The sequence below is a fragment of the Nocardia pneumoniae NBRC 100136 genome (assembly GCF_000308755.1).
Taxonomy (GTDB): domain Bacteria; phylum Actinomycetota; class Actinomycetes; order Mycobacteriales; family Mycobacteriaceae; genus Nocardia; species Nocardia pneumoniae.
In genome coordinates this window covers 82,570-106,343 of sequence record NZ_BAGF01000041.1, presented here as the reverse complement: position 1 = coordinate 106,343, position 23,774 = coordinate 82,570, and the positions used below count along the sequence as shown (strand labels likewise).

The window sequence follows — 23,774 nt, the reverse complement described above, 5'->3', positions numbered from 1 at the left end:
ACGCCGCATCGCGTGCCGCGCCGCGCGGGCTCTGATCAGCCGGTCGGGAGAAGAGAGGGGTCCTTGGCGCCCGGTCCGAGGACCGGGCGCAGGTCGCGCGCGCCGACGCGCTCTCCGCACTCGGAGCACACCGGCTCGATGGTCACCAGGTGTCCGCAACCGATGTGCCGTGTCTGCACCGGCGGACCGTCCGGGGCCGCCCATTCGTCGCCCCATTGGCGCATCGCCGTGACGACCAGCCACAGCGAGCGCCCTTTCGGCGTCAGGCGGTAGTCGTAGCGAACCGGATTGTCCTGGTAGGGCTGTCGGGTAAGCACGCCGTGGTCGACCAGGTGCTCCAGCCGCTGGGTCAGCACATTGCGCGCGATACCGAGGCGGGCCCGGAAGTCGTCGAAGCGCGTCACGCCGAACAGCGCGTCCCGCACGATCAGCAGCGTCCACCACTCCCCGACCACCTCGAGGCACTGGGCCAGCGAGCAGTTCATGTCCTCGAAGCTCGTCCTGCGCATATCCGCCAGCATAGTCAGTTGCTTCATGGAACTCACTACCTTATGGTTCGTTTCATGATGCAACTCACTACGCGGACGCTCGCCGAGGAGTTCGCGCTGACCGAGACCGGCGACGGTTGGCAGGCGCGCGTCGACCAGAGCTGGCGCGGCTGGACCGGACCACACGGCGGCGTGATCGCCGCCCTGCTCGTCGAGGTGGCATGCGAAGCGGCTACCGATCCGCTGCCGGTGCGTGCGGTGGACCTGCGTTTCCTCGGCCGTCCCACCGAAGGCGCACTGACTTTCCATGCGACCGAGCACACGGTCGGACGCAGCACCGCCGTACTGGAGGTGCGGGCCGACCAAGACGGCAGCCCGATCGCCGCGGCCGCCGTCACGCTCGGACGCACGCTGGCGACCGGCGTCGACGACTACGCAGGCGAGCCCGCACCGGAGGCACCCGGCCCCGAAGCATGTGCGAAGTTCGCCCTGCCGCCGGAAATCGTGCCGGTAGGGGCGCATTTCGACATCCGCCCTTGCACGGGACCGCTGCCGCTCACCGGCGCGGACGAACGCATGATGTGCGCGTGGATCGCCCTGGTCCCGCCACTGCCGACGAACGCGGCCACCCTCGCCGTCCTCGCCGACGCGCTGCCACCCGCCGTCTTCCCCACCCTGCACGCGCCCGTGGCCGTCCCCACCGTCGCGCAGTCGATGTACCTGCACGGCGAGCCCGCCGGACAGCAGCCGGTGCTGGTACGCGCCGAGAACGCCTCGACCGGCGGCGGTTGGTCGGTGGACGACATCTCGATCTGGAACCAGGACGGGCAGCTGCTCGCCTCGGCTCGGCAGACCCGCCGTGTCCTCGGCTGAAACGGAGACAATCGTGCATTCCCCCGCCACGGCCGCGAATCGGCCCGCCGCCGACTTCCGAGCCGTGCTCGCCATCGTCTCGGTCGGCGTGCTGCTGTCCAGCCTGGACTTGTTCATCGTCAACGTCGCGCTGCCGGACATGGCCACCGACTTCGCCGGAGCGAAGCTCTCCGGACTGTCCTGGGTGCTCAACGCCTACGCGATCGTGTTCGCCGCCCTGCTGGTCCCGGCGGGCCGACTCGGTGATCGCAGCAGCATCCGCACCACCTTCCTGCTCGGACTCGCGGTGTTCGTCATCGGCTCGGCGCTCTGCGCGACCGCGTGGGATGTCGGTTCGCTGGTGGTGTTCCGCGTACTCCAGGCGGTCGGTGGCGCCCTGCTGACCCCGGCGTCGCTCGGCTTGGTGCTGGCGGCGAGCCCACCGCAGCGGCGAGCGGCCGCGGTACGACTGTGGGTCGCGTTCGGTGGGCTCGGCGCCGCGCTCGGGCCGGTGCTGGGCGGTGTTCTGGTCGAATTCGGCTGGCGCTGGGTGTTTCTGGTGAACGTGCCGATCGGGCTCGTCGCGGTGGTCGTCGGACTGCGGATGCTGCCCGACCCACCCGGCGACGGAGGCAGGCTGCCCGATCTGATCGGCGCGACCCTGCTGGTCGGTGCGATCGCCGCGCTCGTACTCGGACTGGTCAAAGGCGAGGACTGGGGTTGGTCGGCGGCCGGAGTGCTGGCCGCTTTCGCCACGGCGGCGATTCTGACGGTCGCGTTCCTCGTCTCCTCGTCCCGCCACCACAGTCCGGTGGTCGACCCGGCGCTGTTGCGCGCGCCCAACTTCGCGCTGATGACGGGCAACGCGGTGTTCTTCAATGTCGCCTTCGGCGCGATGCTGCTGTCCGTGGTGTTGTGGGCGCAGAACGTCTGGGGTTGGTCGGCGTTGCGGACCGGCTTGGCCATCGCGCCCGGTCCGCTGATGGTGCCGGTGGTGGCGGTTCTCGCGGGGCGCCTGATCGGCCGGATCGGCGCCGGGCCGGTCATCGCGGCGGGCGGGATCACTTTCGGCGCGGCCATGCTCTGGTGGGCGCAGGCGATCACCTTGCAGCCCGACTACGTCGGCGGGCTACTCGGCGGCATGCTGGTCAGCGGCATCGGTGTCGGGCTGACACTGCCGACCGCCTTCGCGGCGGGGACCAGCGGATTGCCACCCCAGCGATTCGCAACCGGGTCGGCGGTGCTGAGCATGGCGCGGCAGATCGGCCTCGCCGTCGGAGTTGCGGTCCTCGTCGCGGTGCTCGGCTCGCCCGCGGGGCCGGAGGCGACGCTCGACGCCTTCCAGCGCGGGTGGTACGTGACAGCAGCGGTCGCCGTGATCGCGGGCTTGGTCGGAATAGCCGCGCGAATGCCACGATCACCTGTCGCGCAACCGGATCCGGCCACCGAATCAGCCGCCACCTGATCCACCGCCAACGGAGTTCGGGGCTGGCCGGGCCGACATCAGCCGACGATACTGACCGCACCAGCCCGGCCGTAGGTAGGTACACATGTACGTCGAACGCGCTGCTGCCGCTCTCGCGATCACCGCCGCCCTGCTCGGCACCGCTCACACCGCCGCGATCCCGCCGGCGCACGCGGCCGGGCCCGGCTCGGCAAGCCAGTCCGCTCCCGCACCGAACTCCCCTTGGCGCAATCTGTGGTGCCTGCTCACCGGCCAGTTCGTCGGCTCGGTGCAACCCCTCTGCTGACCCGTTCGGCGCCCGGCATGAAAATGCCGGGCGCCGAACCGAGTACGTATCGGCGCGGATCGCGTCGATCTCTGGACCGGCGGTCAGGGTGGATCGGCTGATCCATCCTGCGTGCAACCGGGTATCGACCCGTCGGGCACCCGGACGACCTGCCCGCTCTCGAGATTCGCGGCAATGCCGTTGAGCACATGGGCGAGCCCGTATCGGAAGCGCTCCTCCGGCGGCAAATGCGGAACCCGCGCCTGCTCGATCGAACGAGTGAACATCGGGTACTGCCCCGAGACGACGATCTGGGCGACATACGGTCCGACGTAACCGCTCATCCATTCGGCCATGTCCATCCCGGTACGCCGGGCCTGTTCCAGCCATCCGATTTCCCGATGGACGGCGCTGTGGGCGTAATCGCTCAGCATCCCGACCAGACTGGCGATCTCGTCGATGTCCAGCCCGTAGCCGTCGAGTGCGGACATGGCGAACTCCTGCACGCGCAGGGAGTTCGGGCCGAGGGTCGGGCGCCTATTGGCCAGGGAGATCTGCCAGGGGTGGCGCAGACCCACCGCGCGTATTTGCTCGGCAACGAGTGACAAGTCCTGGCGCCAGTCCCCACTCGGCTGCGCGGGGAGGACGATCTCACCCACGACGCCGTCGATCATGAGGTCGATCAAGTCGTCTCTGCTGGCGACGTACCGGTACAGCGACATCGCGCCGGTGCCGAGTTCCGCGGCGATCCGCCGCATGGTCACGGCGTCCATGCCCTCCTCGTCGGCGACCCGCACCGCGGCCTGCGTGATCTGGGCCCGGCTGTAGCCGGGCCGACGCCCCCGTCCGGAGCGTTCCAACTCCTCCGGGCGCATCCAGATCGTCGTGTTGTCCTGGCTCGACATGAACCTCCTCTTTCTCGCGTACATCGTACTTGAATTGAGGCGGCTATATCGAGTACGTTGTACTCGAATTGCTCCACAGCGAACGATAGGACCAGGAATGAATGCTCGACCCACAGTGAGCGACCCCGAGCGCGCCGCCAGGGCGCACCAAGTGGCGACCGAATTCGCCGAAGGATTGCAACGCGCCAGCGACGCCGACGGGTACGACGCCGCCTTCGCGGCAGACATCTTGTGGGGCAGCCCTTTCGGCGCGAGCGTGGCTGGATACGCCGAGCTGAATGCGATCCATCACCGCCTCATGGCGGCCAAGGTCGCCCCTCCGTCACGATTCGAGGTGGTCGCCGCCCTCGCCCCCGCGCCCGATGTGGTGGTGACACAGATTCGCAGGCAGGCAACCGATACCGACGGGTTCTCCGAGATGGCGATGTATGTGCTGGTCGAACGCGATGGCCGGTGGTGGCTGGCGGCGGCGCAGAACACTCCCGTCGGAGTGTCGCCGCTCCAGCGTGCCGACGCCGACCGCTCCGCGCGGACCGACCAGAAGGACTGAGCACCATGCCATTGAGCGGGGAATACCAACGCGGTGCCGTGGAATGGGCCGCCGACCAGGCCGATCGGATCATGCAATCCGGCGGCACGGAAGGCACGACGATCATGGGCATGCCGGTGGTTCTGCTGACCACCATCGGCAACAAGACCGGCAAACTCCGCAAGACACCCTTGATGCGAGTCGAGCACAATGGCGAATACGCCGTGGTCGCCTCACTGGCCGGAGCGCCCGCTCACCCGGTCTGGTACTACAACATTCGCGCCAACCCCCACGTCGAGTTGCAGGACGGCACCGTCACCAACGACTACACCGCCCGCGAAGTCTTCGGCGAGGAGAAGGCGCTGTGGTGGGAGCGCGCCCTCGCCGCCTACCCGCCCTACGCCGACTACCAGCGCAAAACCACCCGGGAGATCCCGGTCCTGGTGCTCACGCCACGCTAGCGAGCACCCCCTCGTTCATTGACCGGGCCGCGCTGTCAGCTCCGTTCCCGCGCGCAGGCTTCACCACCGACCGAACCGCCTGCTGCCCTCCGGACGCTGACGATGAGCCGAATGACTGATCCGGAAACCCCTCCGGCCGGGTGGCTGCCGCCGAAGCAGCGGCAACGAGCTGCTGATCGTCCGCGACGGCGGCAGGCAACCCTGCGCTCAGCGAAGCGACGGCAGAGCACCAGTGCCGTGCGAGGCGTCATCGGCGGCGGCCCGGAAGCCGCGGTGTGGGCCAGCGGACGACACTAGTCGCTGGTCGTGTTCTGCTCGACGATTTCGTCGGCGGCCTGCTGGTAGGCGTCGGCGGCGCGGGCGAAGTAGTCGAAGAGCAGTTCCCGCTGTTCTGGGGTGTAACCGGCGATGATGTTCCCGATCTTGCGGCGGGCGGGGGTCAGCGCCCGGTCCAGATCGGCGGGCCGGTCGATGGGTTCGACGATGACCTTGCGACGGTCGCCGGGGTCGGCGGCGCGACGCACATAGCCCGCCTGTTCCAGCCGGTCGATGAGGCGCGTGGTGGGACCGGTGGTCAGGCCGGTGCGCGCACCGAGTTCGCCGGGGGTCATGGCCCCGGCCAACTCCAGGACATTCAGGGCGTACAGGTCCGTCGCGCCGAGCCCGACCGCCTTCGCCCCCGCCTGCGCGTGCAGCACAACCGAACTCAGGTATCGGCGAAACACCAGGCTGGGGTCGGTCTCGCGGTGCTCTGTTGACAAGGCTGGTCCCTTCTCCTAATCTCTTCCTCAACGAAGAGACTTCTTTCAAGCAGATAGTTCTTCTAAGCAGAGAGTAGCACGCGAAGGGTTCCCGCCATGACCGCGACCACCACGGACTTCGAATCGACCACCCCCCGCAAGTCCCGCCGCCGCACCGCCGTGCGGGCCCTCGCGGCGACCACGCTCGCTCTCGGCGTCGCCGCCGCCGGCGGATACGTCTGGCTGAACCAGACCTCGGACGTCCGCAATACGGGTGTCGCCGAGTGCACCGCCGTCACCCCCGACGGCGGCAACGCCGACGAGCTGCGGGCGGTATGCGAAACCATCGCCACCATGACCGCGGCCTGGGACCGCAACGACGCCGACGCATTCGGTGCGACGTTCACCGAAAACGCCACCTACACCACCTTTCTGGGCACCCACTACACGGGCCGACGCGACCTCACCGACGCACACCGGGCCCTGTTCTCGGGATTCCTGAAGGGCACCAAGCTCGCCGACTCCTTCCTCGGGGTGCGCTTCTACGGCGACGACGTCGCGATCGTCACCAGCCGCGGTGACCGCTACGAGGACGAGCGCCCGGCGGAGTTGGCCAAGACCCAGACCTACACGCTGGTGCGGGAAGCGGACGGCCAGTGGCGGATCGCCAGTTTCCACAACACCAAGCGGCAGTCGGTCATGGAGCGCGTCTCGTTCCTGTTCGATCCGGCGACGAAGCCGGAGGCCGAGCGGTGAGAGCGCTGGTGACCGGCGCCAGCGCGGGAATCGGGCGAGCCTTCGCGGTATCGCTCGCGGCGCAGGGATATTCGGTGACCGCCGTGGCACGCGGGGCCGACGTGCTCGAGGCGCTGATCGCTCAGCTCGGTGACAGGCACGACTATCTCGCCGCCGATCTCGGCACCGAAAAAGGGCTACAAGCGGTCGCGGAACGGCTCCGCCGCGGCGGCTATACGCTGCTATCAACAGCGCCGGAACCGCCGCGCACGGTGATTTCGCCGCACTTGCGCTCGAATCTTCGCTCACCGTACTGGATCTGAACTGCCGGGCGGTGGTCGTGTTGGCCCATGCGTTCCTCGCCACCGCCACACCCGGAAGTGCACTGGTGAACGTGTCCTCGACGCTCGGGCACACCCCGAAACCCGGCCTCGCCGTCTACAGCGCGTCCAAAGCCTTCGTCACGGCGTTTTCCGAAACGCTGTGGCACGAGCAGAGAACACGCGGCGTGCGGGTGCTTGCCCTATGCCCCGGCGTCACCGCCACCGCCTCGCAAACCGCCGCCGATGTGCCGCCCTGGCTGGTCCAGACACCCGAGCAGGTCGTGGACCGCGCCGGAAAAGCGCTGTCCGGCAAGGCCGGTCCGGTCGTCCTCACCAGCCCGGTCAACCGGGCATTCACCACCGCATTGCGACTGCTACCCCGCCGGGCCGCCCTGGCCCTGCTGGCCCACTGAACGGAGAACCTCATGAACACCGACACCACCGCCATCCGCGCCCTGATCGAGCGCAGCCAGGACGCATGGAATCGCGGCGACGGCACCGCCTACGGCGCCTGCTTCACCGCCGACGCCACCGACGTCACCTACGTCGGCACCGTCTACCACGGCGGCGAGGAGATCGGCCGCGCCCACCAAGCCCTGTTCGACAGCTTCCTGAAGAACACGCGTCTGACCCTCGAGATCCTCGAAATCCGCCGCTACGGCGCGGACACCGCCGTCGTCGTGGCACGCGGTGAATCCTCGAAGGGACAGCCCAAGAAGCTCGGCAAACTTGCCACCTACACCGTCATCCGCGACGCCGACGGACACTGGCGCATCGCGGCCGTGCAGAAGACACAGCACAAACCGCTCATGGAGGCCGTGTCCTTCCAGTTCCAGCCCGCCACCCGACCCGCGGCGCACTGATGGCCACCATCGCTGTTCTCGGCGCCACCGGTCGCACCGGGCGGATCGTGGTCGACCGGGCCCTGGCCCGAGGGCATCGCGTCACCGCGATTGTCCGGCGGCCCGCACAGCTGGCTCCCGCACCCGGATTGACCGTGGTCACGGCCGATCCGTGCACCCCGGGAGCATTGACCGGACTGCTCGACCAGCACGACGCCGTGATCTCCGCGCTCGGTGCCACCGGGCGCGGACCCACGACCGTCTACTCCACCAGCGCCGCCGAGATCATCGCCGCCATGCCCCCGGCGGGGCGGCTTCTGGTGATCTCCTCGGCGGGACTGGGTGTGCCAGCCGATGCCGGGCCGGGCACCAGGCTCCTCGCCGCCGTCCTGCGTCGAGTCATGCGGCACGCCTACTCCGACATGGCTCGGATGGAACACCTGCTCGCGCACAGCGATCTACGCTGGACAGCCGTCCGCCCCACCGGATTGACCGACGCACCCGTCAGCGGCCGTCTGCGTGTCTCGGTGGGCGCTGACGGGAAGGTCGGTCCGCGCACCTCGCGAGCCGATCTTGCCGATTATCTTCTCGGCGCCATCGACGATGCGCGCACCTGCGGCACGGTGGTCGCCGTCTCGTCCTGACCGCGGCCGGGACGAAGCCATCGCTCTTCGAGCCTGCGGCACCCGTATCCGTTACCCGACGTATCCCAAACCTCGGGAGCACGTTGTGCTGTGACACCACAGAATCTTCGCCCCGAGTCGCGGCGGTCCCCCAGCCTGTAAAGAATGCTGGCGAACACGAAAGCAATTGTCCGCCTTGGCATAACAAGCTATACGGTGCGGACGGGGACGACTGGAAAGAAGTAGCTTGTGGTACTGCTGTGGGTCGTAATCGTGGCCATTGTCGTGGTCCTGCTCGGCGGTGCGGCCGCAGCCATGGTGTGGGATCCCAACTCCCGCCGGTATTCACGGGCATCACACGATCGCACGGCGATGTCGGCCTCGAACATGCAAGCGCAACCCAATAATTGGCCCCGCCAGCCTTGAGGAATCACGCCCAGTACGCGCACTGCGTAGCCTTCTGGTGTCCGCGTTCGCATTCCTCTCACAGCCGGTCGAATAGCTTCCCCCACGGCGTGGGATACGCCCTTCACATCTGAACAGCCGAGAACGCCAGCAGGCACAATATCGAGCCGGTGATCGCCATTACCTTGCCTTTTCGCAGCCCGACGCAGCCGAGAACGCCGAAGATGAGGCCGGGCAACGCGAACACGTATGCCAGGTACTGCCGACCACGTAGCGGCCGGGGCGCCGGGCGGTCACGCGGTGCGGCGGGAGCGGGCCAAAGCTAGCCAGCCGAGGACCGTGGCGATCAACCCGATGACCAGGGCCGCGAAGCCACCGACGATTCCGCCGCCGGTGCCGGGACCACCGTCGGCGGCGGCCACGACCAGACCACCGAGGACCACTCCGGTCAGCCCCGCAACCAGGGCCACGATGGCCCTCTTATTCCCGGTGCGGCTGCCGTTACGACCGGCCGGGCGCGCCACGGCCAGACCACCGATGACCGCACCGCCCAACGCCACCAGTGCGGCCACGGCGCCCACGAGTCGCCCGGTGGTCAGGGAGTATGGATCGGCGGCGGCAGACTGGGCCGAGACGTACGCGGCCGCCGGCGCGGCAAGCGCGAATTCTGCGAGCAGAGCGGCTGCCGCGACGGCAATCAGGTGACGGACGGACATGAGGCGCTTCTCCTTCTACGAGTGGAACTGGCTTGATCATGTCCGGTGGACCCACCGCCGGTCGTCCTCCCGCCGTGGTCGATTCGCACTGCTGCCGATGCGGTAGTCGGCTGCCGTGGATGCCGCGGGAGCCAGGAAGATACCGCGCCTGCGGTAGGCGGACGATCATCTGTGCGCGGGATTCGCCCGCGCGAACATCCGGCTAGGGTGCACGCATGCACAGAGGACGGGTCGGAGACTGGGCGATCGCCATTGGTGTGGCGGCGATCCTGCTGGTCGTCGGGCTGTCCAAGCAGCACTCCCCCACGGATCTCGACCCACTGGGCTACGCGTTGCTGATAACCGGCGGTCTGGCATTGGCCGCCCGCCGCTGGGCTCCGGTCCCCGTGCTGGCGGTGACGGGGTTGTGCGCGCTGGGTTATCAGGCGGTCGGTTTCGACGTGCCCGCCGTCGCGTTTCTGGTCGCGGTGTACGCCGCCGTGCGGGCGGGGCATCGCATGATCACGGTGGCGGCGTCGGTGACCTTGCTGGCCGCTCTCCCGTTCGCGGTCCTGGCCTCCTTGCACGATCTGGGCGAGGCGTTCGCGCAGGCCCGAGGCGCTCTCGAGCTGGCGTGGTTGATCGCGGCGGGCGCGGCGGGGGAAGCGCTGCGGCAGGCCGAGCGGCGGGCGGACGAGGCCGAGCGCACCCGGGAGGAGACCGCCCGCCGCCGCGCCGACGAGGAGCGGCTGCACATCGCGCGAGAGCTGCACGATTCGCTCACGCACCAGATCTCGGTCATCAAGGTGCAGTCCGAAGCCGCCGTCCACGTGGCCCGCAAGCGGGGCGAAGAGGTCCCGGAGGCTCTGCTGGCGATCCGGGAGGCCGGTCGGGAGGCGGCCCGGGAACTGCGAGCGACCCTGGAGGCGCTGCGCGACGACGGCAAAAGCCCGCCGCATGGGCTCGCCCACCTGCCGGACCTGGTGCAGCGGGCCCGTTCGACCGGTCTGGACGCGACGCTGACGATCGAAGGACAACGCCAGGACGTGCCCGCCGCGGTGGACCGGACCGTCTACCGGATCGTTCAGGAGTCGCTGACCAACATCACCAGGCACGCCGCCGCGGCGACGGCGTCGGTCCGGATCGACTACCGCCCTGACGCCCTGGTCGTACAGGTCGATGACGACGGCAAGGCCACCGCGGACACCCCGGTGGTGCCCGGCGTAGGGCTGCTCGGGATGCGGGAACGGGTCAGCGCCCTCGGCGGCCGCCTGCGGGCAGCACCGCGCCGCCAAGGCGGCTTCTCCGTACAAGCCGAGCTACCCGTGGACCGCACGTCATGATCCGTGTCCTGCTGGTCGACGACCAGCCGCTCATTCGCAGCGGATTCCGCGCGCTCCTCGAGCTCGAGGACGACATCGAGGTGGTGGCCGAGGCCGCCGACGGAAGCGAAGGGCTGGCGCTGGCCAGGCAGCACCTGCCCGACATCGCGCTCATCGACATCCAGATGCCGGTCGTCGACGGCATCGAGGCCACCCGGCGCATCGCCGCGGATCCGGCCCTGGCCGGAGTGCACGTCGTCATCCTGACCAACTACGGCTTGGACGAGTACGTCTTCAACGCGCTGCGCGCCGGGGCCGCCGGATTCCTCGTCAAGGACATCCACCCGGATGACTTCCTCCACTCCGTGCGCGTCGCCGCCCGCGGCGATGCCCTGCTCGCACCGTCGATCACCCGCAGGCTGATCAATCGGTACGTCACCCAGCCGCCCGGCCCGCGCACCGGCACGGGGCTGGACGAACTGACCAATCGCGAACGCGAGGCCGTGGCCCTGGTCGCGCAGGGCCTGTCCAACGACGAGATCGCCGACCACATGGTGATCAGTCCGCTGACGGCGAAAACCCACATCAACCGAGCCATGACCAAGCTGAACGCCCGCGACCGCGCCCAACTCGTGGTCTTCGCCTACGAATCCGGCCTGGTGGTCCCACGTGAATCCGGATCGAGTTTCGGGTCCTGACCCGTTCGTTTCCGGACATCCGCGAGATGCCTGGCGCCCGAGCGGTTTACGCGTGCCAGCCCAAACCCGCGAGGACGATGTCCAGGCCCGCACGGAATTCGGTTTCCGGATCGCTGTCGACGGCGGCGCGAGAGATCTCGATCAGCTTCGCGAACCGGTCGGACGGCAGCACCGCGATTCGGTCGGTGATGGACGTGAGGTCGTCGCCGCGCTCGGTCGAGAGCGGGCCGGTGAGTTCGGCTTGCGCGAATCCGGTGATGAACGCGGACACCGCGCGGAAGGCGACGAGTAGTTCCCCGTCGGATCGGCCACTGCGGGCCAGAGCTCGCAGCAGCGCCTCCGCGGGCGCGAGAGTCGTTTCGTCGACACTGCGCCGGGTCAGGATCAGCGGGATAGCGTGCGGATGGGCACGTACGGTGCGCCAGAGTCCTTCCGCGATCGCGGTTACCTCCTGCCCCCACTCCGCATCCGGCTCGACGGTCCACCGCGCTTCGGACATCACGGCTTCGGTGACGAGATGCTCGAGCCCCTCGCGCCCGTCGACGTAGTTGTAGATCGTCATCGCACCGGTGCCCAGTTCGGCAGCGAGGCTGCGCATCGTGAGCCCGGTGAGTCCGTGCTGGTCGACCAGCGCAAGAGCCGCGGCCCGCAGTTGCTCATGGGTGAACTTCCTGGGCGCAGGCAAGACCCCTCCTTGTTTAAGTACGTCGTACGTGTTTAACTGTCACCGTTAACGTACAACGTACTTGAATCGAGGTGTGATGACCATCCGTACCAGCTTTCCCTCCGGTCGTGACGAGTGTGCGGCCTGGCTGACCCTGCCGGACGGGCCGGGACCGCATCCTGTGGTCGTGCTGGTGCACGGCGGTGGCGCGACGCACGAGATGATGCTCGGCCAATACGAGAAGTGGTTCTCCGAGGCCGGGCTGGCCGTGGTGGCCTTCGACTTCCGTCACCTCGGCGAATCGGGTGGGCAACCGCGGCAGCTGGTCAGCCAGCGCCGTTACGCCCGCGACGTCGACTCCGCACTCGCCTTCGTCCGATCCCGTCCCGAACTCGACTCGACCCGAGTCGCGCTGTGGGGAACGTCTTTCGGCGCCAGCCACGTGGTCGCCGCCGCGGCCCGCCATCCCGAGCTGGTCGCGGCAGTCGTGCAATGTCCCGTCCTCAGCGGGCGGGCCGTCGTCGCCCGAGCAGGAGTGCGGCATCTTCACCGGTTCACCGTGCCGATACTGTCCGATCTCGTTCGCGCCACACTGCGTCTGCCACGGCGGTACGTTCCGCTGGTCGGCAAGCCGGGTGAGTTGGCGTTCGTCAACCAGCCTGGCGCGCTGGAGGGCTGGCAGTCTGTGACGCCGCCGGGCTACCGGTTCGACAACCGGATCACGGCAGCATCGGGGCTGGGCATGCTGTTCTACAACGCCGCGGCGGCGGCCTCGCGGGTGCGGTGCCCGTTGCTGATCTGCGCGAGCGACCGCGAGAACCTCATCGATCCCGCGATCGTGGAGCGAGTCGCCGCGACGGCGCCCGCGGCCGTCCTCGAGCACTACGACGCCGACCACTTCACCGTCTACCATCCGCCGCAGGTCGAACGGATCGTCGCCGATCAGATCACCTTTCTTCGCACCCACCTGCGGCCGGGCGTGTGACGAGAGGTGATGACCGTGCAACGGATTCACGACCTTCTCGCGAGCGCCGCCGACGCCGCCTCGTCATCCGTGGGATGGGTCTTCAAGGATCGGGAATGGACCTTCCGCGAGATGAATGAGCGGTCCGATCGGATCGCGGCGGGACTGCTGCGCAAGAGGATCAGGCCCGGCGACCGCGTTGCCGTTCTCAGCACGACGACACCCGACTGGATCGCCGTGTACTTCGCGGCGGCCAAAATCGGTGCGGTCCTGGTGGGGCTGAGTGTGCGCTACCGGGAAACCGAGCTCGCTCATATCATCAGCGATTCGGGTGCGCGCATGGTGATCACCGTGCCGTCCCATGAGGGCACCGACTTCCTCTCGGTCCTCGCGAAGCTTCGTCCCGGCCTTCCACAGCTGGAAACCGTGGTGACCTTCGGCGAAGGAGGCGACGCGACGTTCGATGAGCTGCTGGAGGCGCCAACCGGCGACCGACGACTCGCCGAAGCCGAGGCGGCGGTCACCCCGCTCGACCCGGTCATGATCATCTACACCTCGGGGACAACCGGGAAACCCAAGGGCGCGACCCTCACCCACGGCAGTCAGCTCGCCGCGGCGCAAGCCCAGGCGCGGCACATGCGGCTGCACAACCGCGACGTGCTCCCGGCCGCGGTCCCGCTCAACCACGTCAGCGGAATAACGTGTTGCGTGCTGGCCGCCCTCGTCGCACACGCCCGCGTGATCCTGCTGGAGACCTTCGATCCTCGCGAGATCGCGGCTCTCTTCGGGACTGCTGATCTCACCCTCTGGCTCGGGGTACCCACGATGCATACGCTGCTGCTCAATCGCCCGGAACTCGACATGGTCGACACATCGAAGGTGCGGCTGGTCGTCACCGGGGGCGCCAACGCCGAACCCTCCTTGCTCGAGCGGCTCACCACCAGATTTCCGAACGCCACCGTGATGAACCTTTACGGGCTGAGTGAAACCTCCGGAGCGGTCGTCATGACCTCTTGGGACGACGACCGCGATACCCTCGCGCACTCGATAGGGCGGCCGCTCGCAGGTGTGGAGATGAAAATCGCCGACAGCGCCGGAATCGAAGTTCCGATCGGGCAAACCGGCGAACTCCTGGTCCGTTCCCCGTCGCTCATGGGCGGTTACCGCAACATGCCGCACGAGACCGCCGACGTGATCGACGAAGGCTGGCTGCACACCGGTGACATGGCCTGCGTGTCCACACAGGGCTCGATCGCGTTGCGGGGGCGGGCCAAAGAGATGTTCGTCCAAGGTGGGTTCAACATCTACCCGGTCGAAGTGGAAAACGTCCTGACAGCACATCCCGCCGTCGTCATGGCGGCCGGAGTCGGTGTTCCCGACCCCGTTCTGGGCGAGATCGGCCGCTACTATGTCGTTCTCGCTCCGGGCGCCGAGACCGCCGAAGGGGATCTCAAAGCCTTCTGTGCCGCACGCATAGCCGACTACAAGGTCCCGAAAGAGATCATGATTCGAGAGGAGCTACCGCTCACCCCGGCTGGCAAGATTCAGAAATCCAGTCTGGACAGCAACCCCCGATCGACACCATCGAGGTGAAGTCACTGGAGGACATGCGGGGGCGTCACGCCAACCCGTCGGCGGCCGATTCGCGCAGCTCCGGCGGCAGCGACTCGTCGGCTGCGAGGGCCTCGCGGCTGCGTGGCACGACGTCGTACCAGCGCAGCAACCACACCGCTGGCTCGCCAGCGGTGAGGCGCCGCGCGTACTTCTCGGCCAGCTCGATCGCCCAGGGGGCTCGGCGTTGCCCGCACGCAACTGTATGAGCAAGAGGCCGAACGCACCTCCGGAATGACCGACGCGGAGTTCTGGCAGGCGCAGGTCCCCATGCTGGAACAGGCCATGGCCAGCGGCCGCTACCCCGTCATGGCCGCCCTGTCGGCCGACGCGTTCTCCCCCGACTTCGACCACTTCGCCTTCGGCCTACAGCGGATCCTCGACGGGCTGGAACACTATGCCGCCCGGCGTGATAGGCCTGAGCCACCCGCACCGTAAGCGCCTTCCACCCGGCCACGACATCCTCACTCGCCCGGCCTATGAGTGGCACACGGTTGCGGCAAAACGCGAGTAAGCCGCTCCGTCGTGTGCCACTCGTCGGGCCCACCCGCCCTGCGCCACGATCGGCGCGCTGCTGGGCCGCACAAGCGCTATGCCGCACGGACCGTGAGTGTTTCACGCCCGGCGGCGACCGCGACGTGTGCGACGGCGGCGTCGAGGCCCCGCTTCGGTAGCGGAGATCCGTCGAACATGGTGATCTCGACGGCGTCGTCGGTGAGTTCCCAAGTGCCGACGATGCGTCCGCCCACGACGACGATCGGTGCGATCCACCCCGCGGTTCGGCTCACATTCGAGCGGTGCGCGGCTGGCAGCAGCATCGTGTCGCCGGTGCCCGGACCCAGCACGTACTGATCGAAAGCGCCGAGCAGGTGCACCGACGTGTTCGGCGCGGCGGCGGCGAGCGCGTCCACCTGGTCGGTCGGCAGGAAGGCGCGGCGGCCATCGACGTCGACCTCGGTGAGCCGGTCGCCCAGGTCGGCGAACCACCGCCGCACCGTGGTCTTGCGCAGGCTGTTGCGGGTGAGCCAGGCGTCGAACGTCTCCGGCGTCGCCGGGCCGTAGGCGCCCAGGTAGGCGAGGATCGCCAGCGGTGCCGCGGCGTCCGGCTCCGGTAGACCCGGCCAGTCGCGGACGAGATGGGCGGGGCTGGTGAACGTCACCTTGGCGCCCCGAGCCGGACCGTGGCACAGCGCGCCCTGCCAGGCCAGCGGTTTGAGCAACGCGCCCCAGCCCGAACGCAATTCCGCACCGAGCCGATGAAATTCGGGATCGGCGACCAATGCCTCCACCAACTCCTCGCGGGTGAGCACCGCACCGTCGAGCACCTCGGCGACCGCCTCGGTCAGCGCGGCGACCTCCGCGGGTGAGGCGCCGAAGTTCTTCTGCCAGGACGGCTTCTCCCACGTACGTGCCGAACCGATGAGCGCGAGGCAGGCGGCGGCCAGCGCGGGGGTCAGCGCGTGCAGGGTGCCGCGCATCGCCCAGGTCTTCATCAGCGCGCCCTCGTGGAGAGCGCCGACGAGCGCGCCCGGCTGCGGCTTCGTACTGCGCAGCGCGACAGCCAGTTCCGCGGCGGAAGTGACCTGGGCCTGCACCCCGCACAACCGCTGGGCGATCTCGACCGCGCCCTGGTCCGCACGGGACTGCACATATTGACGGTTCAGCCGCCACGCGAAAACCTGGTCCCAGCCGACCCGCACTCGTTCTCCTGTTCCACTCAGCTCAGCAGCGCACCGAAACCGGCGACGACCGTGACCGTCAGCGCCGACCCGGTCATCGTCATCGCGATCACGCCGACCAGCGCGGTGCTGGTGGTGACCCATCGGAGCACGCCAACGGGGTCGGCCAGTCGCTCGGCCCGCGCCAGCACGGCAGTGCCCGCGGCGGCCAGCGCGCCCGACGGCGCGGGCTCGGCGATTCCGACGATCGCCAGCAGCCCGCCCAGCAACGAAAGCGAGCCGTGTTCGCCGACGGCCTTGTCGTCGGCGCACATCTCCAGCAACCGCCCGATCTCGGCCGCGCCGCCGGTGAACAACCGCAGGCCGGGCAGGGTGGTGGCGATCGCTCGCAGCACCGCGGTCAACGCCGCGTGCCTGCCGGACAGGTGCGCGCGTTCGTGGGCGAGCACCGCGGCGAGCTGATCCGCGCTCAGCGCGTCGAGCGCGGCGGTGGTGACCACGATGGTGTCCGGACCGGGCACGCAATACACTTGGCGCTCCGGCGAATCCAGCACGACGGCACCGATTCCCGGCACCCTCCTGCCGACCAGGCGTACCGCGCGCGCGTGGACGCTGGTCCGCCTGCGCATCTGCACCGCCACCCGCGCCGCGCGCACGACCAGCGCGACCGTGCCGGTTGCCACCAGCGCCGCCGCCGCGAAGGTGGCCGCCCGGGTGGCCGCCGCGCCGTGCAGGTGCATCGGCGTCCACAGGAACGCGAAGCAGGACCGCAGCGCGTCCTTCGGATGTCCCCAGTAGGTGGCGAATTCGACGGTCACCAGCATCGCCGCGATCCCCCACGCGCTGAGCGCGCCGACGATCGCGACCAGCCAGGCGAGCACGCCCAAGCGCGGCGCGATGCCGCGATGGGTCAGACTGCGCAGCACGGGCGGACCGAGCGTCGCCACCGCGCTGCCGTACAGCATCAGCGCAATGACCAGGCTCACGGTACTTCTGGTGTCTTGCGGGCGGCCAGTCTGCGCAGCGCCGCCCGCAACCCGGCCGACTCCTCGGCGCTGATCCGATCGACGAAATGACTGAGCACCAGGTCCGAGCGTCCGCCGGAGCCGAGTGCCTCCAGCATGAGCCGGGCGCTGTGCTCCTCTCTGGTGAGCGTCGGCCAATATCGATAGGCTTTGCCCGCGCGCTCACGCGCCAGCCAGCCCTTGCGATGGAGGTTGTCCATGGTCGACATGACCGTGGTGTAGGCGATGTCCCGCTGAGCCGACAGTTCGTCGAAGATCTCGCGCACCGTTGTGTCCTCTGCGTCCTGATCCCAGATGCGGTCCATGATCACCGCCTCCAAGTCCCCGAATCCACGCACCATACCGACTCCCTCATCCGCGCTGTGCCCTGTCGTGGGGACAGGGTACCGGCCAGGGCCGATTACTACGTAGATAAGTAGTAGGTCCATGCGCCCCGGATGAATCCGGCTCAGCTCTTGGCGAGCGCTTCGCGGCGGATCCACTGGAGCAGAGTCGGGTTGTCGACGGTGGTGACGACACTGACGGTCCTGCGGACGTAGCGGTCGTCTTCCAGCAGGGCCAGCATGCTCGCGGCCAGGTCCACCCGGGCGGTGAACCTGCCGTCGGCGTGGCCGTCGACGACGGTGTAATCGGTGACCTCCGGTAGGTGGTAGAGCGCGCTCGGGCGCACGATCGTCCATTTCAGGTCGCTGGCCCGGATCAGCCTTTCCATCCGCCGCATGTCGTCGTACAGCGTCTTAGCCAGCACCTGCGTCACGTATGGCAGGAATACCCGGTTGAACAGGAACCCGCCATCGGAGTAAGGGTGCGGGTCGACGCCGCTCGAGCTGACCACGGCGAGCCGACGCACCCGATGCCGTTGCATCGCGGCGACGATATTGGCCACACCGTCCGAATAGGTGCTGATCGGTTCCTTCCCCGCGGGCACCCCGAGCGTCGACAACACCGCATCCCGTTCCGCCACGGCGGCGTCGACGGCGGCCGCATCGAGCACGTCCGCGCCAACTACCTCGAGCCGAGGGTGGCGCAGCGGAAAGGAGTCCGGCCTGCGGGTAACCGCGGCGACTTGATGTCCGGCGGCGAGCGCCCGGCCGGTCAGCAGGCGGCCGGTGGGGCCATTGGCTCCGAAGACTGTGATTCGCATGACGAATGTCCTTTCCTGTTACGGCCGAGTGCGTGCCTGTCGTTCGTCAGAAGCTGGATACGCCCGCGCGGGCGGTGGAGAACGCGCTGTGCACGCCCATTTCCGAGAGCACGACCGCGCTCCGACCGGCGAGGCAGGCCCGCCGGACGGTGTCGTCGTCGACGATCTCGACTGTCAGCCGCTCCTGTCCGGCGCGCACGGGCCGATACGCTCTCTCGGACTTGGCCGTCCGGTTCGCTAGGAGCGTGCCCGCGTAGCCGCTGCCGATTACTACGACCTTCATGTCGATCTCCTGTCTCGGTAACTGGACGAACACAAGTAGCCGGGGACCGTGTCCTTGTGACAGCGCGATTACGTGACGAGCGCCACAGCCGGTTCCGGTCACAAATCGACTGGGAGCGGCCACTTATGCAGGACACGGTGGAAAGCCCACAGGCAGGAGCGAAATCATGAGGGACAGCGACCGCATCGACCCCGCCACGGAGGCGTTCGTCGCACACCGCAACCTGCTGTTCACGATCGCCTACGAGATGCTCGGCTCGGCCGCCGACGCCGAAGACGTGCTGCAGGAGACCTGGTTGCAGTGGGCGCACATCGATCGCGACACGGTGCGAGATCAGCGGGCCTTCCTGGTCCGGATCACCACCCGCCAGGCGATCAGGCGGCTACGCATGCTGGACCGCCGAAAGGAGTCCTACGTCGGCCCGTGGCTGCCCGAACCGCTGCTCACCGCACCCGACGTGGCCGAGGACATCGAGCTGGCCGACAGCGTCTCGATGGCCATGCTGCTGGTGCTGGAGACACTCACCCCGACCGAGCGAGCGGTGTTCGTGCTGCGCGAGGTGTTCGATCTGGACTACGACGAAATCGCCGAAGCCGTCGAGAAGACCCCGGCCGCGGTCCGGCAGATCGCCCACCGCGCGCGAGTGCACGTCGCCGCGCGCCGACCGCGCGGGGTCGTCTCCGCGGCCGAGACCCGAGAGGCACTCGACGCGTTCCACCAGGCGGTCGAAACGGGTGACCTGCAACGCCTGCTCGACATGCTCGCCCCGGACGTGGTGTTCCTGGGCGACGGCGGTGGAGTCAAGCAGGCGCTGGTGCGGCCCGTCGCGGGGGCCGACCGGGTGGCTGGCCTGCTGGCCGGCGGCTCGCGCTGGATGGGCGGCGAGGCCTCGGCCGAGCCGGTACAGGTCAACGGCTGGCCGGCGCTGGTCATCCGGCTCGACGGGGAGATCGACGGCGTCGTGGCGATACGGATCGACGACGGCTTGGTCACCGGTCTCTACTTCGTGCGCAATCCCGAGAAGCTGTCGCATGTCGCGCGGGAAACCGCCGTGAGCCGCTGAAACCGGAGTTCATGCGGCCAACCTTGACGCAGCGGACCAGGCCTATGCGAACATATGTTCGTGTCCGATACGCGCTACTCCCGATCCGGTAGGCCCCGGATTGCCGCGCGGGCGGAGGCATCGATCCTGCATGCCGATCTCGACTCGTTCTATGCCTCGGTCGAGCAGCGCGACGACCCGTGCTTGCGCGGAAGGCCGGTGATCGTCGGCGGCGGCGTGGTGCTGGCGGCCAGCTACGAAGCGAAGGCGTTCGGCGTGCGCACGCCGATGAACGGCGGTCAGGCGCGCCGGTTGTGCCCGCAGGCGATCGTGGTGCCTCCGCGCATGTCCGCCTACGCCGAGGCGAGCAAGGCGGTTTTCGAGATCTTTCGCGACACGACTCCCGTCGTGGAGGGCATCTCGATCGATGAGGCGTTCCTCGATGTCGGCGGGCTGCGCCGGATCGCGGGTGAGCCGGTGACCATCGCGGCGAAGCTGCGCGCGGAGGTTCGCGAGCGGGTCGGCTTGCCCATTTCGGTGGGCATCGCGCGCACGAAGTTCCTCGCGAAGGTGGCCAGCGCCGTCGCGAAACCCGACGGGTTGCGGCTGGTGCCGCCGGACGGCGAACTGGATTTCCTGCATCCGCTGCCGGTCGAAAGACTCTGGGGCGTCGGCGATGTCACCGCCCGCACGCTGCACGAGCACGGGATCACCCGGGTCGGTCAACTGGCCGAGCTGGGCGAGAGCCCGCTGCGGGCGATCCTCGGCGCCGCCGCTGCCCGCCATCTCTACGCGCTGTCCTGGGCGCGCGACCCGCGCCGGGTCGAGACCGGCAGGCGCCGCCGCTCGATCGGCGCCCAGCGCGCTCTCGGCCGCCGCCACCGTCCGCCCGACGAGATCGAGGCCTACCTGCACGGCCTGGCCGATCGGCTGGGCAGGCGGCTGCGCGCCGCCGACCGGCTGTGCCGAACCGTGGTGCTGCGTATGCGCTTCGACGATTTCACGCGCGCCACCCGCTCACACACCCTCGCCGAGGCCACCGACCACACCGACACGATCCTGTACGCCGCCCGCGGCCTGCTGTCCGGGGCCATGCCGATGATCCAGGAGCGCGGCCTGACGCTGATCGGCCTCGCGCTGACCAACCTGGACGACGCCGACACCGTCCAACTTGCCCTCCCCTTCGAGCCCCGCGCCGCGAACACCCTCGACGCGACCCTCGACGACCTGCGCGAACGCTTCGGCTCCAGCGCCGTCACCCGCGCCGCCCTGCTCAACCGCGGCGAGGGCATCTCGGTCCCCCTGCTCCCCGACTGACGGGTCCGACCGCTCAGCCGTCGAGTTCCGCGAACGACATCGATGCTGGAAAAGGGCTTTCCAGGATCAGCAGGTCCTGATGGGTATCGACAAGCCGATAACTCCGACTGGCCCAATCCAGCCGGTACTCCTGGATCACCTTGATGTACAGATTCGCGTCCAGATGAACGACGAGATACACCGGGATGCCTTCGTAGGCGTACTCGGCGAGCTTATCGACGGTGTCGGTGTACACCGATCCCGGCGAGACAACCTCGACCACCAGCAGCGCGTCACCGGTCGTCAGCTTTGTTCCGCGTTCGATACAGCGGTAGACCGTGACGTCCGGGCGCCGGAACGAGAAGGCGTTCGCGTGATCTCGCCGCCTGGTGAAATGCACGTCGACGTCGGTCGAGACCCGCGTGCATGGATCCGCGGGTTTCGCCGCCTCGAGCCGATTCGCCAGCCTGCGAGCGACATCGCTGTGTTCGGCGGACCCGCTCTGGCAGCGGATCACGTTACCGTCGATCACCTCGATCAGCTTGCGCAGGTCATCCGGCAGCAGGTCGTACTCCGCCTCGGACAACTCCAGTGCGCCTGGATCGTCGGCCCACGCCGGTAGAACGCTCACTGGTCGCCTCACTCGGGACTCGGCCGGTATGTCACCGGTCATGCTACGCGGTTCGACCCGGCGAACCGCGTCCGTCCGGTCCGTCGCCGCTCAGTACGAACGCTTCGGTCGCTTGTCCATCAACCGGAGGATCAGCGGGGTGAAGATCAGCTGCATGGCCAGCTCCATCTTGCCGCCGGGCACCACGATGCAGTTCGTCCGCGACATGAACGAGTCGTGCAGCATCGACAGCAGGTAGGGGAAGTCGATGACCTTCGGGTCGGCGAACCGGATCACCACGAAGCTCTCGTCCGCCGTCGGAATGCTGCGCGCGATGAACGGGTTCGAGGTGTCCACGGTGGGCACGCGCTGGAAGTTGACGTAGGTGCGGGAGAACTGCGGGCAAATATAGGTCACGTAGTCCGGCATCCGCCGCAGGATGGTGTCGATCACCGCCTCGCTGGAGTATCCGCGCTCGGTCTTGTCCCGGATCACCTTCTGAATCCACTCCAGGTTGATGATCGGCACCACGCCGACCAGCAGATCGGTGTACCGGGCCACATCCACCGTCGAGGTGACCGCGGCGCCGTGCAGGCCCTCGTAATACAGCAGGTCACTGCCCGGCGCCAACTCCTCCCACGGGGTGAAGGTCCCCGGTGGCTGCCCGTACGGCTTGGCCTCCGCCTCGTCGTGCAGATACCGGCGCACCGTCCCGACCCCGGTCTCGCCGTAGTCGCGAAACAGCGTCTCCAGTTCCTTCAGCAGATTGGCCTCCTCGCCGAAATGCGAGAACCGCAGATTGTTGTTCTGCTCCGCCTCGGCCATGGCCAGCTTCATCTCGTTGCGGTCGTAGCGGTGGAACGAGTCGCCTTCCACGATGGCCGCGTTGATGCCCTCGCGGCGGAATATCTCCTGGAATGTCCGTGTCACGCTGGTCGTTCCGGCGCCGGAGGACCCGGTGATCGCGACGACGGGATGCTTGACCGACATGGATTCTCCTGTTCAGCGTCGAGCCGGACGAAACAGCGACCGCGTCCCGAACAGCGAGGTGTCGAAGCTCGGCCCCTCATCGGGTTCGCGGTGGTAACGCTCGACGCGCTCGACTTCATTGCGGGAGCCGAAGATCAGCGGCACCCGCTGGTGCACGTGATCCGGAACCACCTCCAGCACCCGCTCGCTGCCGGTGGTCGCCGCGCCCCCGGCCTGTTCGACGATGAACGCGATCGGATTGGCGCCATAGAGCAACGCGACCCGCCCCGGACGCGCGGGCGGCCGCGTGTCACGCGGATACAGATAGACCCCGCCGCGGGTGAGGATGTGAAAGGTGTCGGCCACCAGCGACGCCACCCAGCGCATGTTGAAATCCCGGCCCCGAGGACCGTCCACACCGTCCAGGCACTCCTGCACGTAGCGGCGTACGGGCCGTTCCCAGAACCGCTCATTGGCCGCGTTGATCGCGAAACCCGACGTGTCCTCGGGGATGCGCATCCTCGGGTGGGTCAGCACGAACGCGCCGATCTCGCGATCCAGGGTGAACCCGTCCACCCCGCTGCCGGTGGTCAGCACCAGCATGGTCGCGGCCCCGTACAGGGTGAACCCCGCGCATACCTGCTCGACGCCCGGCTGCAGGAAATCGTCCGCCGTGGGAGCGCTCGCGGAGTCTTTGCCCCGCACCCGGGCGGGCGCGCGCAGCACGCTGAAGATCGTCCCCACCGGCAGGTTCACATCGATATTCGACGATCCGTCCAACGGATCGAACGCCAACAGGTACTTTCCGCGCCGATGGACGTCGGGCACCGGGTGAATCTCGCTGATCTGCTCCGACAGCAGGCCGGAAAGATGGCCGGTCCATTGGGTTTCGGCGACCATGATGTCGTTGGCGATCGCGTCCAGTTTGCGGTGCACGGTCGGCGGCAGATTGTCCGGTTCGGACGCGCCGAGCGATCCGACGATCGCGCCCCTGGTGACCTGATTGGCGACGATCTTCGTCGCGGTCGCGATCACGTTCACCAGGGCGGAGAACTCACCGGAGGATCCGGGATGGCGGTGCTCCTGCTCGATGGTGTAGCGGGTGAGGGTCTTCAGTCCTTCTGGCATTGCGCCTCGTT

The 23,774-nt window shown here is 68.3% G+C and carries 31 protein-coding genes; 17 read left to right on the top strand and 14 right to left on the bottom strand.

The window, feature by feature from the left end:
• Positions 1–35: 35 nt before the first annotated feature.
• Complete coding sequence (locus ON34_RS12645; protein ID WP_040779039.1) at positions 36–509, bottom strand: winged helix-turn-helix transcriptional regulator; 474 nt, start codon at positions 507–509, stop codon at positions 36–38.
• 54 nt (positions 510–563) lie between these two features.
• Here ON34_RS12645 and ON34_RS12640 point away from each other — a divergent pair, with 54 nt between their 5' ends.
• From ON34_RS12640 to ON34_RS12630, 3 genes are all read left to right on the top strand, one after another.
• Positions 564–1,361, top strand: coding sequence for an acyl-CoA thioesterase (locus tag ON34_RS12640; RefSeq protein WP_040778775.1), 798 nt, complete (start codon positions 564–566; stop codon positions 1,359–1,361).
• A 13-nt stretch (positions 1,362–1,374) separates the two neighbouring features.
• A complete protein-coding gene (locus tag ON34_RS12635; protein ID WP_051022471.1) occupies positions 1,375–2,805 on the top strand; it encodes an MFS transporter in 1,431 nt (476 codons plus the stop codon).
• Between the two features lie 85 nt (positions 2,806–2,890).
• Positions 2,891–3,091 (top strand): hypothetical protein, encoded by a 201-nt coding sequence (locus ON34_RS12630; protein WP_040778773.1) that lies wholly within the window; start codon positions 2,891–2,893, stop codon positions 3,089–3,091.
• Positions 3,092–3,174: 83 nt separating this feature from the next.
• On the opposite strand, the gene ON34_RS12625 is transcribed toward ON34_RS12630, so the two are convergent.
• Positions 3,175–3,975: a TetR/AcrR family transcriptional regulator gene (locus tag ON34_RS12625; protein ID WP_051022436.1), complete on the bottom strand. Its 801-nt coding sequence runs from the start codon at positions 3,973–3,975 to the stop codon at positions 3,175–3,177.
• 97 nt (positions 3,976–4,072) lie between these two features.
• Here ON34_RS12625 and ON34_RS12620 point away from each other — a divergent pair, with 97 nt between their 5' ends.
• Together ON34_RS12620 and ON34_RS12615 are read left to right on the top strand one after the other, a co-directional pair.
• A complete protein-coding gene (locus tag ON34_RS12620; protein WP_051022435.1) occupies positions 4,073–4,525 on the top strand; it encodes a Cif family virulence factor in 453 nt (150 codons plus the stop codon).
• Between the two features lie 5 nt (positions 4,526–4,530).
• Positions 4,531–4,965, top strand: a complete 435-nt coding sequence (locus ON34_RS12615; RefSeq protein ID WP_040778771.1) for a nitroreductase family deazaflavin-dependent oxidoreductase — start codon at positions 4,531–4,533, stop codon at positions 4,963–4,965.
• A 293-nt stretch (positions 4,966–5,258) separates the two neighbouring features.
• On the opposite strand, the gene ON34_RS12610 is transcribed toward ON34_RS12615, so the two are convergent.
• Entirely contained in the window at positions 5,259–5,726 is a 468-nt protein-coding gene (locus ON34_RS12610; protein ID WP_218003878.1) for a MarR family winged helix-turn-helix transcriptional regulator, read from the bottom strand.
• Positions 5,727–5,822: 96 nt separating this feature from the next.
• On the opposite strand from ON34_RS12610, the gene ON34_RS34560 reads away from it, so the two are divergent.
• Genes ON34_RS34560 through ON34_RS12590 form a run of 5 tightly spaced genes read left to right on the top strand, consistent with a single transcriptional unit; the run spans position 5,823 to position 8,249 of the window.
• Positions 5,823–6,461: an SgcJ/EcaC family oxidoreductase gene (locus ON34_RS34560; RefSeq protein ID WP_083889358.1), complete on the top strand. Its 639-nt coding sequence runs from the start codon at positions 5,823–5,825 to the stop codon at positions 6,459–6,461.
• Complete coding sequence (locus tag ON34_RS38085) at positions 6,458–6,763, top strand: SDR family NAD(P)-dependent oxidoreductase (protein WP_218003877.1); 306 nt, start codon at positions 6,458–6,460, stop codon at positions 6,761–6,763. Before ON34_RS34560 ends, ON34_RS38085 begins: the two co-directional genes overlap by 4 nt.
• On the top strand, positions 6,685–7,176 hold the full coding sequence (locus tag ON34_RS12600) for an SDR family NAD(P)-dependent oxidoreductase (protein WP_218003881.1): 492 nt from the start codon (positions 6,685–6,687) through the stop codon (positions 7,174–7,176). The genes ON34_RS38085 and ON34_RS12600 overlap by 79 nt, the downstream gene beginning before the upstream one ends.
• A gap of 12 nt (positions 7,177–7,188) precedes the next feature.
• Positions 7,189–7,626, top strand: coding sequence for an SgcJ/EcaC family oxidoreductase (locus ON34_RS12595; RefSeq protein WP_040778768.1), 438 nt, complete (start codon positions 7,189–7,191; stop codon positions 7,624–7,626).
• Positions 7,626–8,249, top strand: a complete 624-nt coding sequence (locus ON34_RS12590) for an NAD(P)-dependent oxidoreductase (protein ID WP_040778765.1) — start codon at positions 7,626–7,628, stop codon at positions 8,247–8,249. Before ON34_RS12595 ends, ON34_RS12590 begins: the two co-directional genes overlap by 1 nt.
• 508 nt (positions 8,250–8,757) lie before the next feature.
• Here ON34_RS12590 and ON34_RS38080 read toward each other — a convergent pair.
• Complete coding sequence (locus ON34_RS38080) at positions 8,758–8,880, bottom strand: hypothetical protein (protein ID WP_281032447.1); 123 nt, start codon at positions 8,878–8,880, stop codon at positions 8,758–8,760.
• Between the two features lie 46 nt (positions 8,881–8,926).
• Positions 8,927–9,349 (bottom strand): DUF6223 family protein, encoded by a 423-nt coding sequence (locus ON34_RS12585; RefSeq protein ID WP_040778763.1) that lies wholly within the window; start codon positions 9,347–9,349, stop codon positions 8,927–8,929.
• A 215-nt stretch (positions 9,350–9,564) separates the two neighbouring features.
• On the opposite strand from ON34_RS12585, the gene ON34_RS12580 reads away from it, so the two are divergent.
• Together ON34_RS12580 and ON34_RS12575 are read left to right on the top strand one after the other, a co-directional pair.
• Entirely contained in the window at positions 9,565–10,671 is a 1,107-nt protein-coding gene (locus ON34_RS12580) for a sensor histidine kinase (protein ID WP_040778760.1), read from the top strand.
• Positions 10,668–11,348, top strand: a complete 681-nt coding sequence (locus tag ON34_RS12575) for a response regulator (RefSeq protein ID WP_040778758.1) — start codon at positions 10,668–10,670, stop codon at positions 11,346–11,348. The genes ON34_RS12580 and ON34_RS12575 overlap by 4 nt, the downstream gene beginning before the upstream one ends.
• Before the next feature lie 46 nt (positions 11,349–11,394).
• Here the strand turns inward: ON34_RS12575 and ON34_RS12570 are convergent, their stop codons facing one another.
• Entirely contained in the window at positions 11,395–12,033 is a 639-nt protein-coding gene (locus ON34_RS12570) for a TetR/AcrR family transcriptional regulator (RefSeq protein ID WP_040778756.1), read from the bottom strand.
• Positions 12,034–12,109: 76 nt separating this feature from the next.
• On the opposite strand from ON34_RS12570, the gene ON34_RS12565 reads away from it, so the two are divergent.
• The 3 genes from ON34_RS12565 to ON34_RS12555 all read left to right on the top strand — a co-directional run bounded on the left by ON34_RS12565 (position 12,110) and on the right by ON34_RS12555 (position 15,025).
• The gene (locus tag ON34_RS12565; RefSeq protein ID WP_040778754.1) at positions 12,110–12,997 is read left to right on the top strand and encodes an alpha/beta hydrolase; all 888 of its coding nucleotides are present in this window, start codon (positions 12,110–12,112) and stop codon (positions 12,995–12,997) included.
• 9 nt (positions 12,998–13,006) lie between these two features.
• Positions 13,007–14,569 carry a class I adenylate-forming enzyme family protein gene (locus ON34_RS12560; protein WP_040778752.1) on the top strand — a complete coding sequence of 521 codons (1,563 nt, stop codon included), beginning with the start codon at positions 13,007–13,009 and terminating at the stop codon, positions 14,567–14,569.
• Positions 14,570–14,788: 219 nt separating this feature from the next.
• On the top strand, positions 14,789–15,025 hold the full coding sequence (locus tag ON34_RS12555) for a TetR/AcrR family transcriptional regulator C-terminal domain-containing protein (RefSeq protein WP_281032449.1): 237 nt from the start codon (positions 14,789–14,791) through the stop codon (positions 15,023–15,025).
• Positions 15,026–15,177: 152 nt separating this feature from the next.
• Here the strand turns inward: ON34_RS12555 and ON34_RS12550 are convergent, their stop codons facing one another.
• The 5 genes from ON34_RS12550 to ON34_RS12530 form a co-directional block, all read right to left on the bottom strand.
• Positions 15,178–16,287 carry a winged helix DNA-binding domain-containing protein gene (locus tag ON34_RS12550; RefSeq protein WP_040778747.1) on the bottom strand — a complete coding sequence of 370 codons (1,110 nt, stop codon included), beginning with the start codon at positions 16,285–16,287 and terminating at the stop codon, positions 15,178–15,180.
• 17 nt (positions 16,288–16,304) lie between these two features.
• Entirely contained in the window at positions 16,305–17,252 is a 948-nt protein-coding gene (locus ON34_RS12545; protein WP_040778745.1) for a M56 family metallopeptidase, read from the bottom strand.
• The gene (locus ON34_RS12540) at positions 17,249–17,632 is read right to left on the bottom strand and encodes a BlaI/MecI/CopY family transcriptional regulator (protein WP_040778742.1); all 384 of its coding nucleotides are present in this window, start codon (positions 17,630–17,632) and stop codon (positions 17,249–17,251) included. Before ON34_RS12540 ends, ON34_RS12545 begins: the two co-directional genes overlap by 4 nt.
• A 107-nt stretch (positions 17,633–17,739) precedes the next feature.
• The gene (locus ON34_RS12535; RefSeq protein WP_040778740.1) at positions 17,740–18,435 is read right to left on the bottom strand and encodes an NAD(P)-dependent oxidoreductase; all 696 of its coding nucleotides are present in this window, start codon (positions 18,433–18,435) and stop codon (positions 17,740–17,742) included.
• A gap of 46 nt (positions 18,436–18,481) precedes the next feature.
• A complete protein-coding gene (locus tag ON34_RS12530; protein ID WP_157172281.1) occupies positions 18,482–18,718 on the bottom strand; it encodes a hypothetical protein in 237 nt (78 codons plus the stop codon).
• Between the two features lie 166 nt (positions 18,719–18,884).
• Between ON34_RS12530 and ON34_RS12525 the strand changes: the two genes are divergently transcribed.
• Positions 18,885–19,781, top strand: coding sequence for an RNA polymerase sigma-70 factor (locus tag ON34_RS12525; protein WP_040778735.1), 897 nt, complete (start codon positions 18,885–18,887; stop codon positions 19,779–19,781).
• 54 nt (positions 19,782–19,835) lie between these two features.
• On the top strand, positions 19,836–21,077 hold the full coding sequence (gene dinB, locus ON34_RS12520; RefSeq protein WP_040778732.1) for a DNA polymerase IV: 1,242 nt from the start codon (positions 19,836–19,838) through the stop codon (positions 21,075–21,077).
• Positions 21,078–21,090: 13 nt separating this feature from the next.
• On the opposite strand, the gene ON34_RS12515 is transcribed toward dinB, so the two are convergent.
• From ON34_RS12515 to ON34_RS12505, 3 genes are all read right to left on the bottom strand, one after another.
• Positions 21,091–21,687, bottom strand: coding sequence for a Uma2 family endonuclease (locus ON34_RS12515; protein ID WP_040778730.1), 597 nt, complete (start codon positions 21,685–21,687; stop codon positions 21,091–21,093).
• Between the two features lie 90 nt (positions 21,688–21,777).
• A complete protein-coding gene (locus ON34_RS12510) occupies positions 21,778–22,656 on the bottom strand; it encodes a phosphoribulokinase (RefSeq protein ID WP_040778728.1) in 879 nt (292 codons plus the stop codon).
• A gap of 12 nt (positions 22,657–22,668) precedes the next feature.
• The gene (locus ON34_RS12505; protein WP_040778726.1) at positions 22,669–23,763 is read right to left on the bottom strand and encodes a class 1 fructose-bisphosphatase; all 1,095 of its coding nucleotides are present in this window, start codon (positions 23,761–23,763) and stop codon (positions 22,669–22,671) included.
• Positions 23,764–23,774 lie beyond the last annotated feature (11 nt).

Bases quoted from the DNA above. Each gene is read 5' to 3' on its own strand.
- ON34_RS12645 (WP_040779039.1), bottom strand. From the start codon at position 509: ATGCGCAGGACGAGCTTCGAGGACATGAACTGCTCGCTGGCCCAGTGC.
- ON34_RS12640 (WP_040778775.1), top strand. From the start codon at position 564: ATGATGCAACTCACTACGCGGACGCTCGCCGAGGAGTTCGCGCTGACC.
- ON34_RS12630 (WP_040778773.1), top strand. From the start codon at position 2,891: ATGTACGTCGAACGCGCTGCTGCCGCTCTCGCGATCACCGCCGCCCTG.
- ON34_RS12625 (WP_051022436.1), bottom strand. From the start codon at position 3,975: ATGTCGAGCCAGGACAACACGACGATCTGGATGCGCCCGGAGGAGTTG.
- ON34_RS12620 (WP_051022435.1), top strand. From the start codon at position 4,073: ATGAATGCTCGACCCACAGTGAGCGACCCCGAGCGCGCCGCCAGGGCG.
- ON34_RS12615 (WP_040778771.1), top strand. From the start codon at position 4,531: ATGCCATTGAGCGGGGAATACCAACGCGGTGCCGTGGAATGGGCCGCC.
- ON34_RS34560 (WP_083889358.1), top strand. From the start codon at position 5,823: ATGACCGCGACCACCACGGACTTCGAATCGACCACCCCCCGCAAGTCC.
- ON34_RS12595 (WP_040778768.1), top strand. From the start codon at position 7,189: ATGAACACCGACACCACCGCCATCCGCGCCCTGATCGAGCGCAGCCAG.
- ON34_RS12590 (WP_040778765.1), top strand. From the start codon at position 7,626: ATGGCCACCATCGCTGTTCTCGGCGCCACCGGTCGCACCGGGCGGATC.
- ON34_RS12585 (WP_040778763.1), bottom strand. From the start codon at position 9,349: ATGTCCGTCCGTCACCTGATTGCCGTCGCGGCAGCCGCTCTGCTCGCA.
- ON34_RS12580 (WP_040778760.1), top strand. From the start codon at position 9,565: ATGCACAGAGGACGGGTCGGAGACTGGGCGATCGCCATTGGTGTGGCG.
- ON34_RS12575 (WP_040778758.1), top strand. From the start codon at position 10,668: ATGATCCGTGTCCTGCTGGTCGACGACCAGCCGCTCATTCGCAGCGGA.
- ON34_RS12565 (WP_040778754.1), top strand. From the start codon at position 12,110: ATGACCATCCGTACCAGCTTTCCCTCCGGTCGTGACGAGTGTGCGGCC.
- ON34_RS12560 (WP_040778752.1), top strand. From the start codon at position 13,007: ATGACCGTGCAACGGATTCACGACCTTCTCGCGAGCGCCGCCGACGCC.
- ON34_RS12540 (WP_040778742.1), bottom strand. From the start codon at position 17,632: ATGGTGCGTGGATTCGGGGACTTGGAGGCGGTGATCATGGACCGCATC.
- ON34_RS12535 (WP_040778740.1), bottom strand. From the start codon at position 18,435: ATGCGAATCACAGTCTTCGGAGCCAATGGCCCCACCGGCCGCCTGCTG.
- ON34_RS12530 (WP_157172281.1), bottom strand. From the start codon at position 18,718: ATGAAGGTCGTAGTAATCGGCAGCGGCTACGCGGGCACGCTCCTAGCG.
- ON34_RS12525 (WP_040778735.1), top strand. From the start codon at position 18,885: ATGAGGGACAGCGACCGCATCGACCCCGCCACGGAGGCGTTCGTCGCA.
- dinB (WP_040778732.1), top strand. From the start codon at position 19,836: ATGTTCGTGTCCGATACGCGCTACTCCCGATCCGGTAGGCCCCGGATT.
- ON34_RS12510 (WP_040778728.1), bottom strand. From the start codon at position 22,656: ATGTCGGTCAAGCATCCCGTCGTCGCGATCACCGGGTCCTCCGGCGCC.
- ON34_RS12505 (WP_040778726.1), bottom strand. From the start codon at position 23,763: ATGCCAGAAGGACTGAAGACCCTCACCCGCTACACCATCGAGCAGGAG.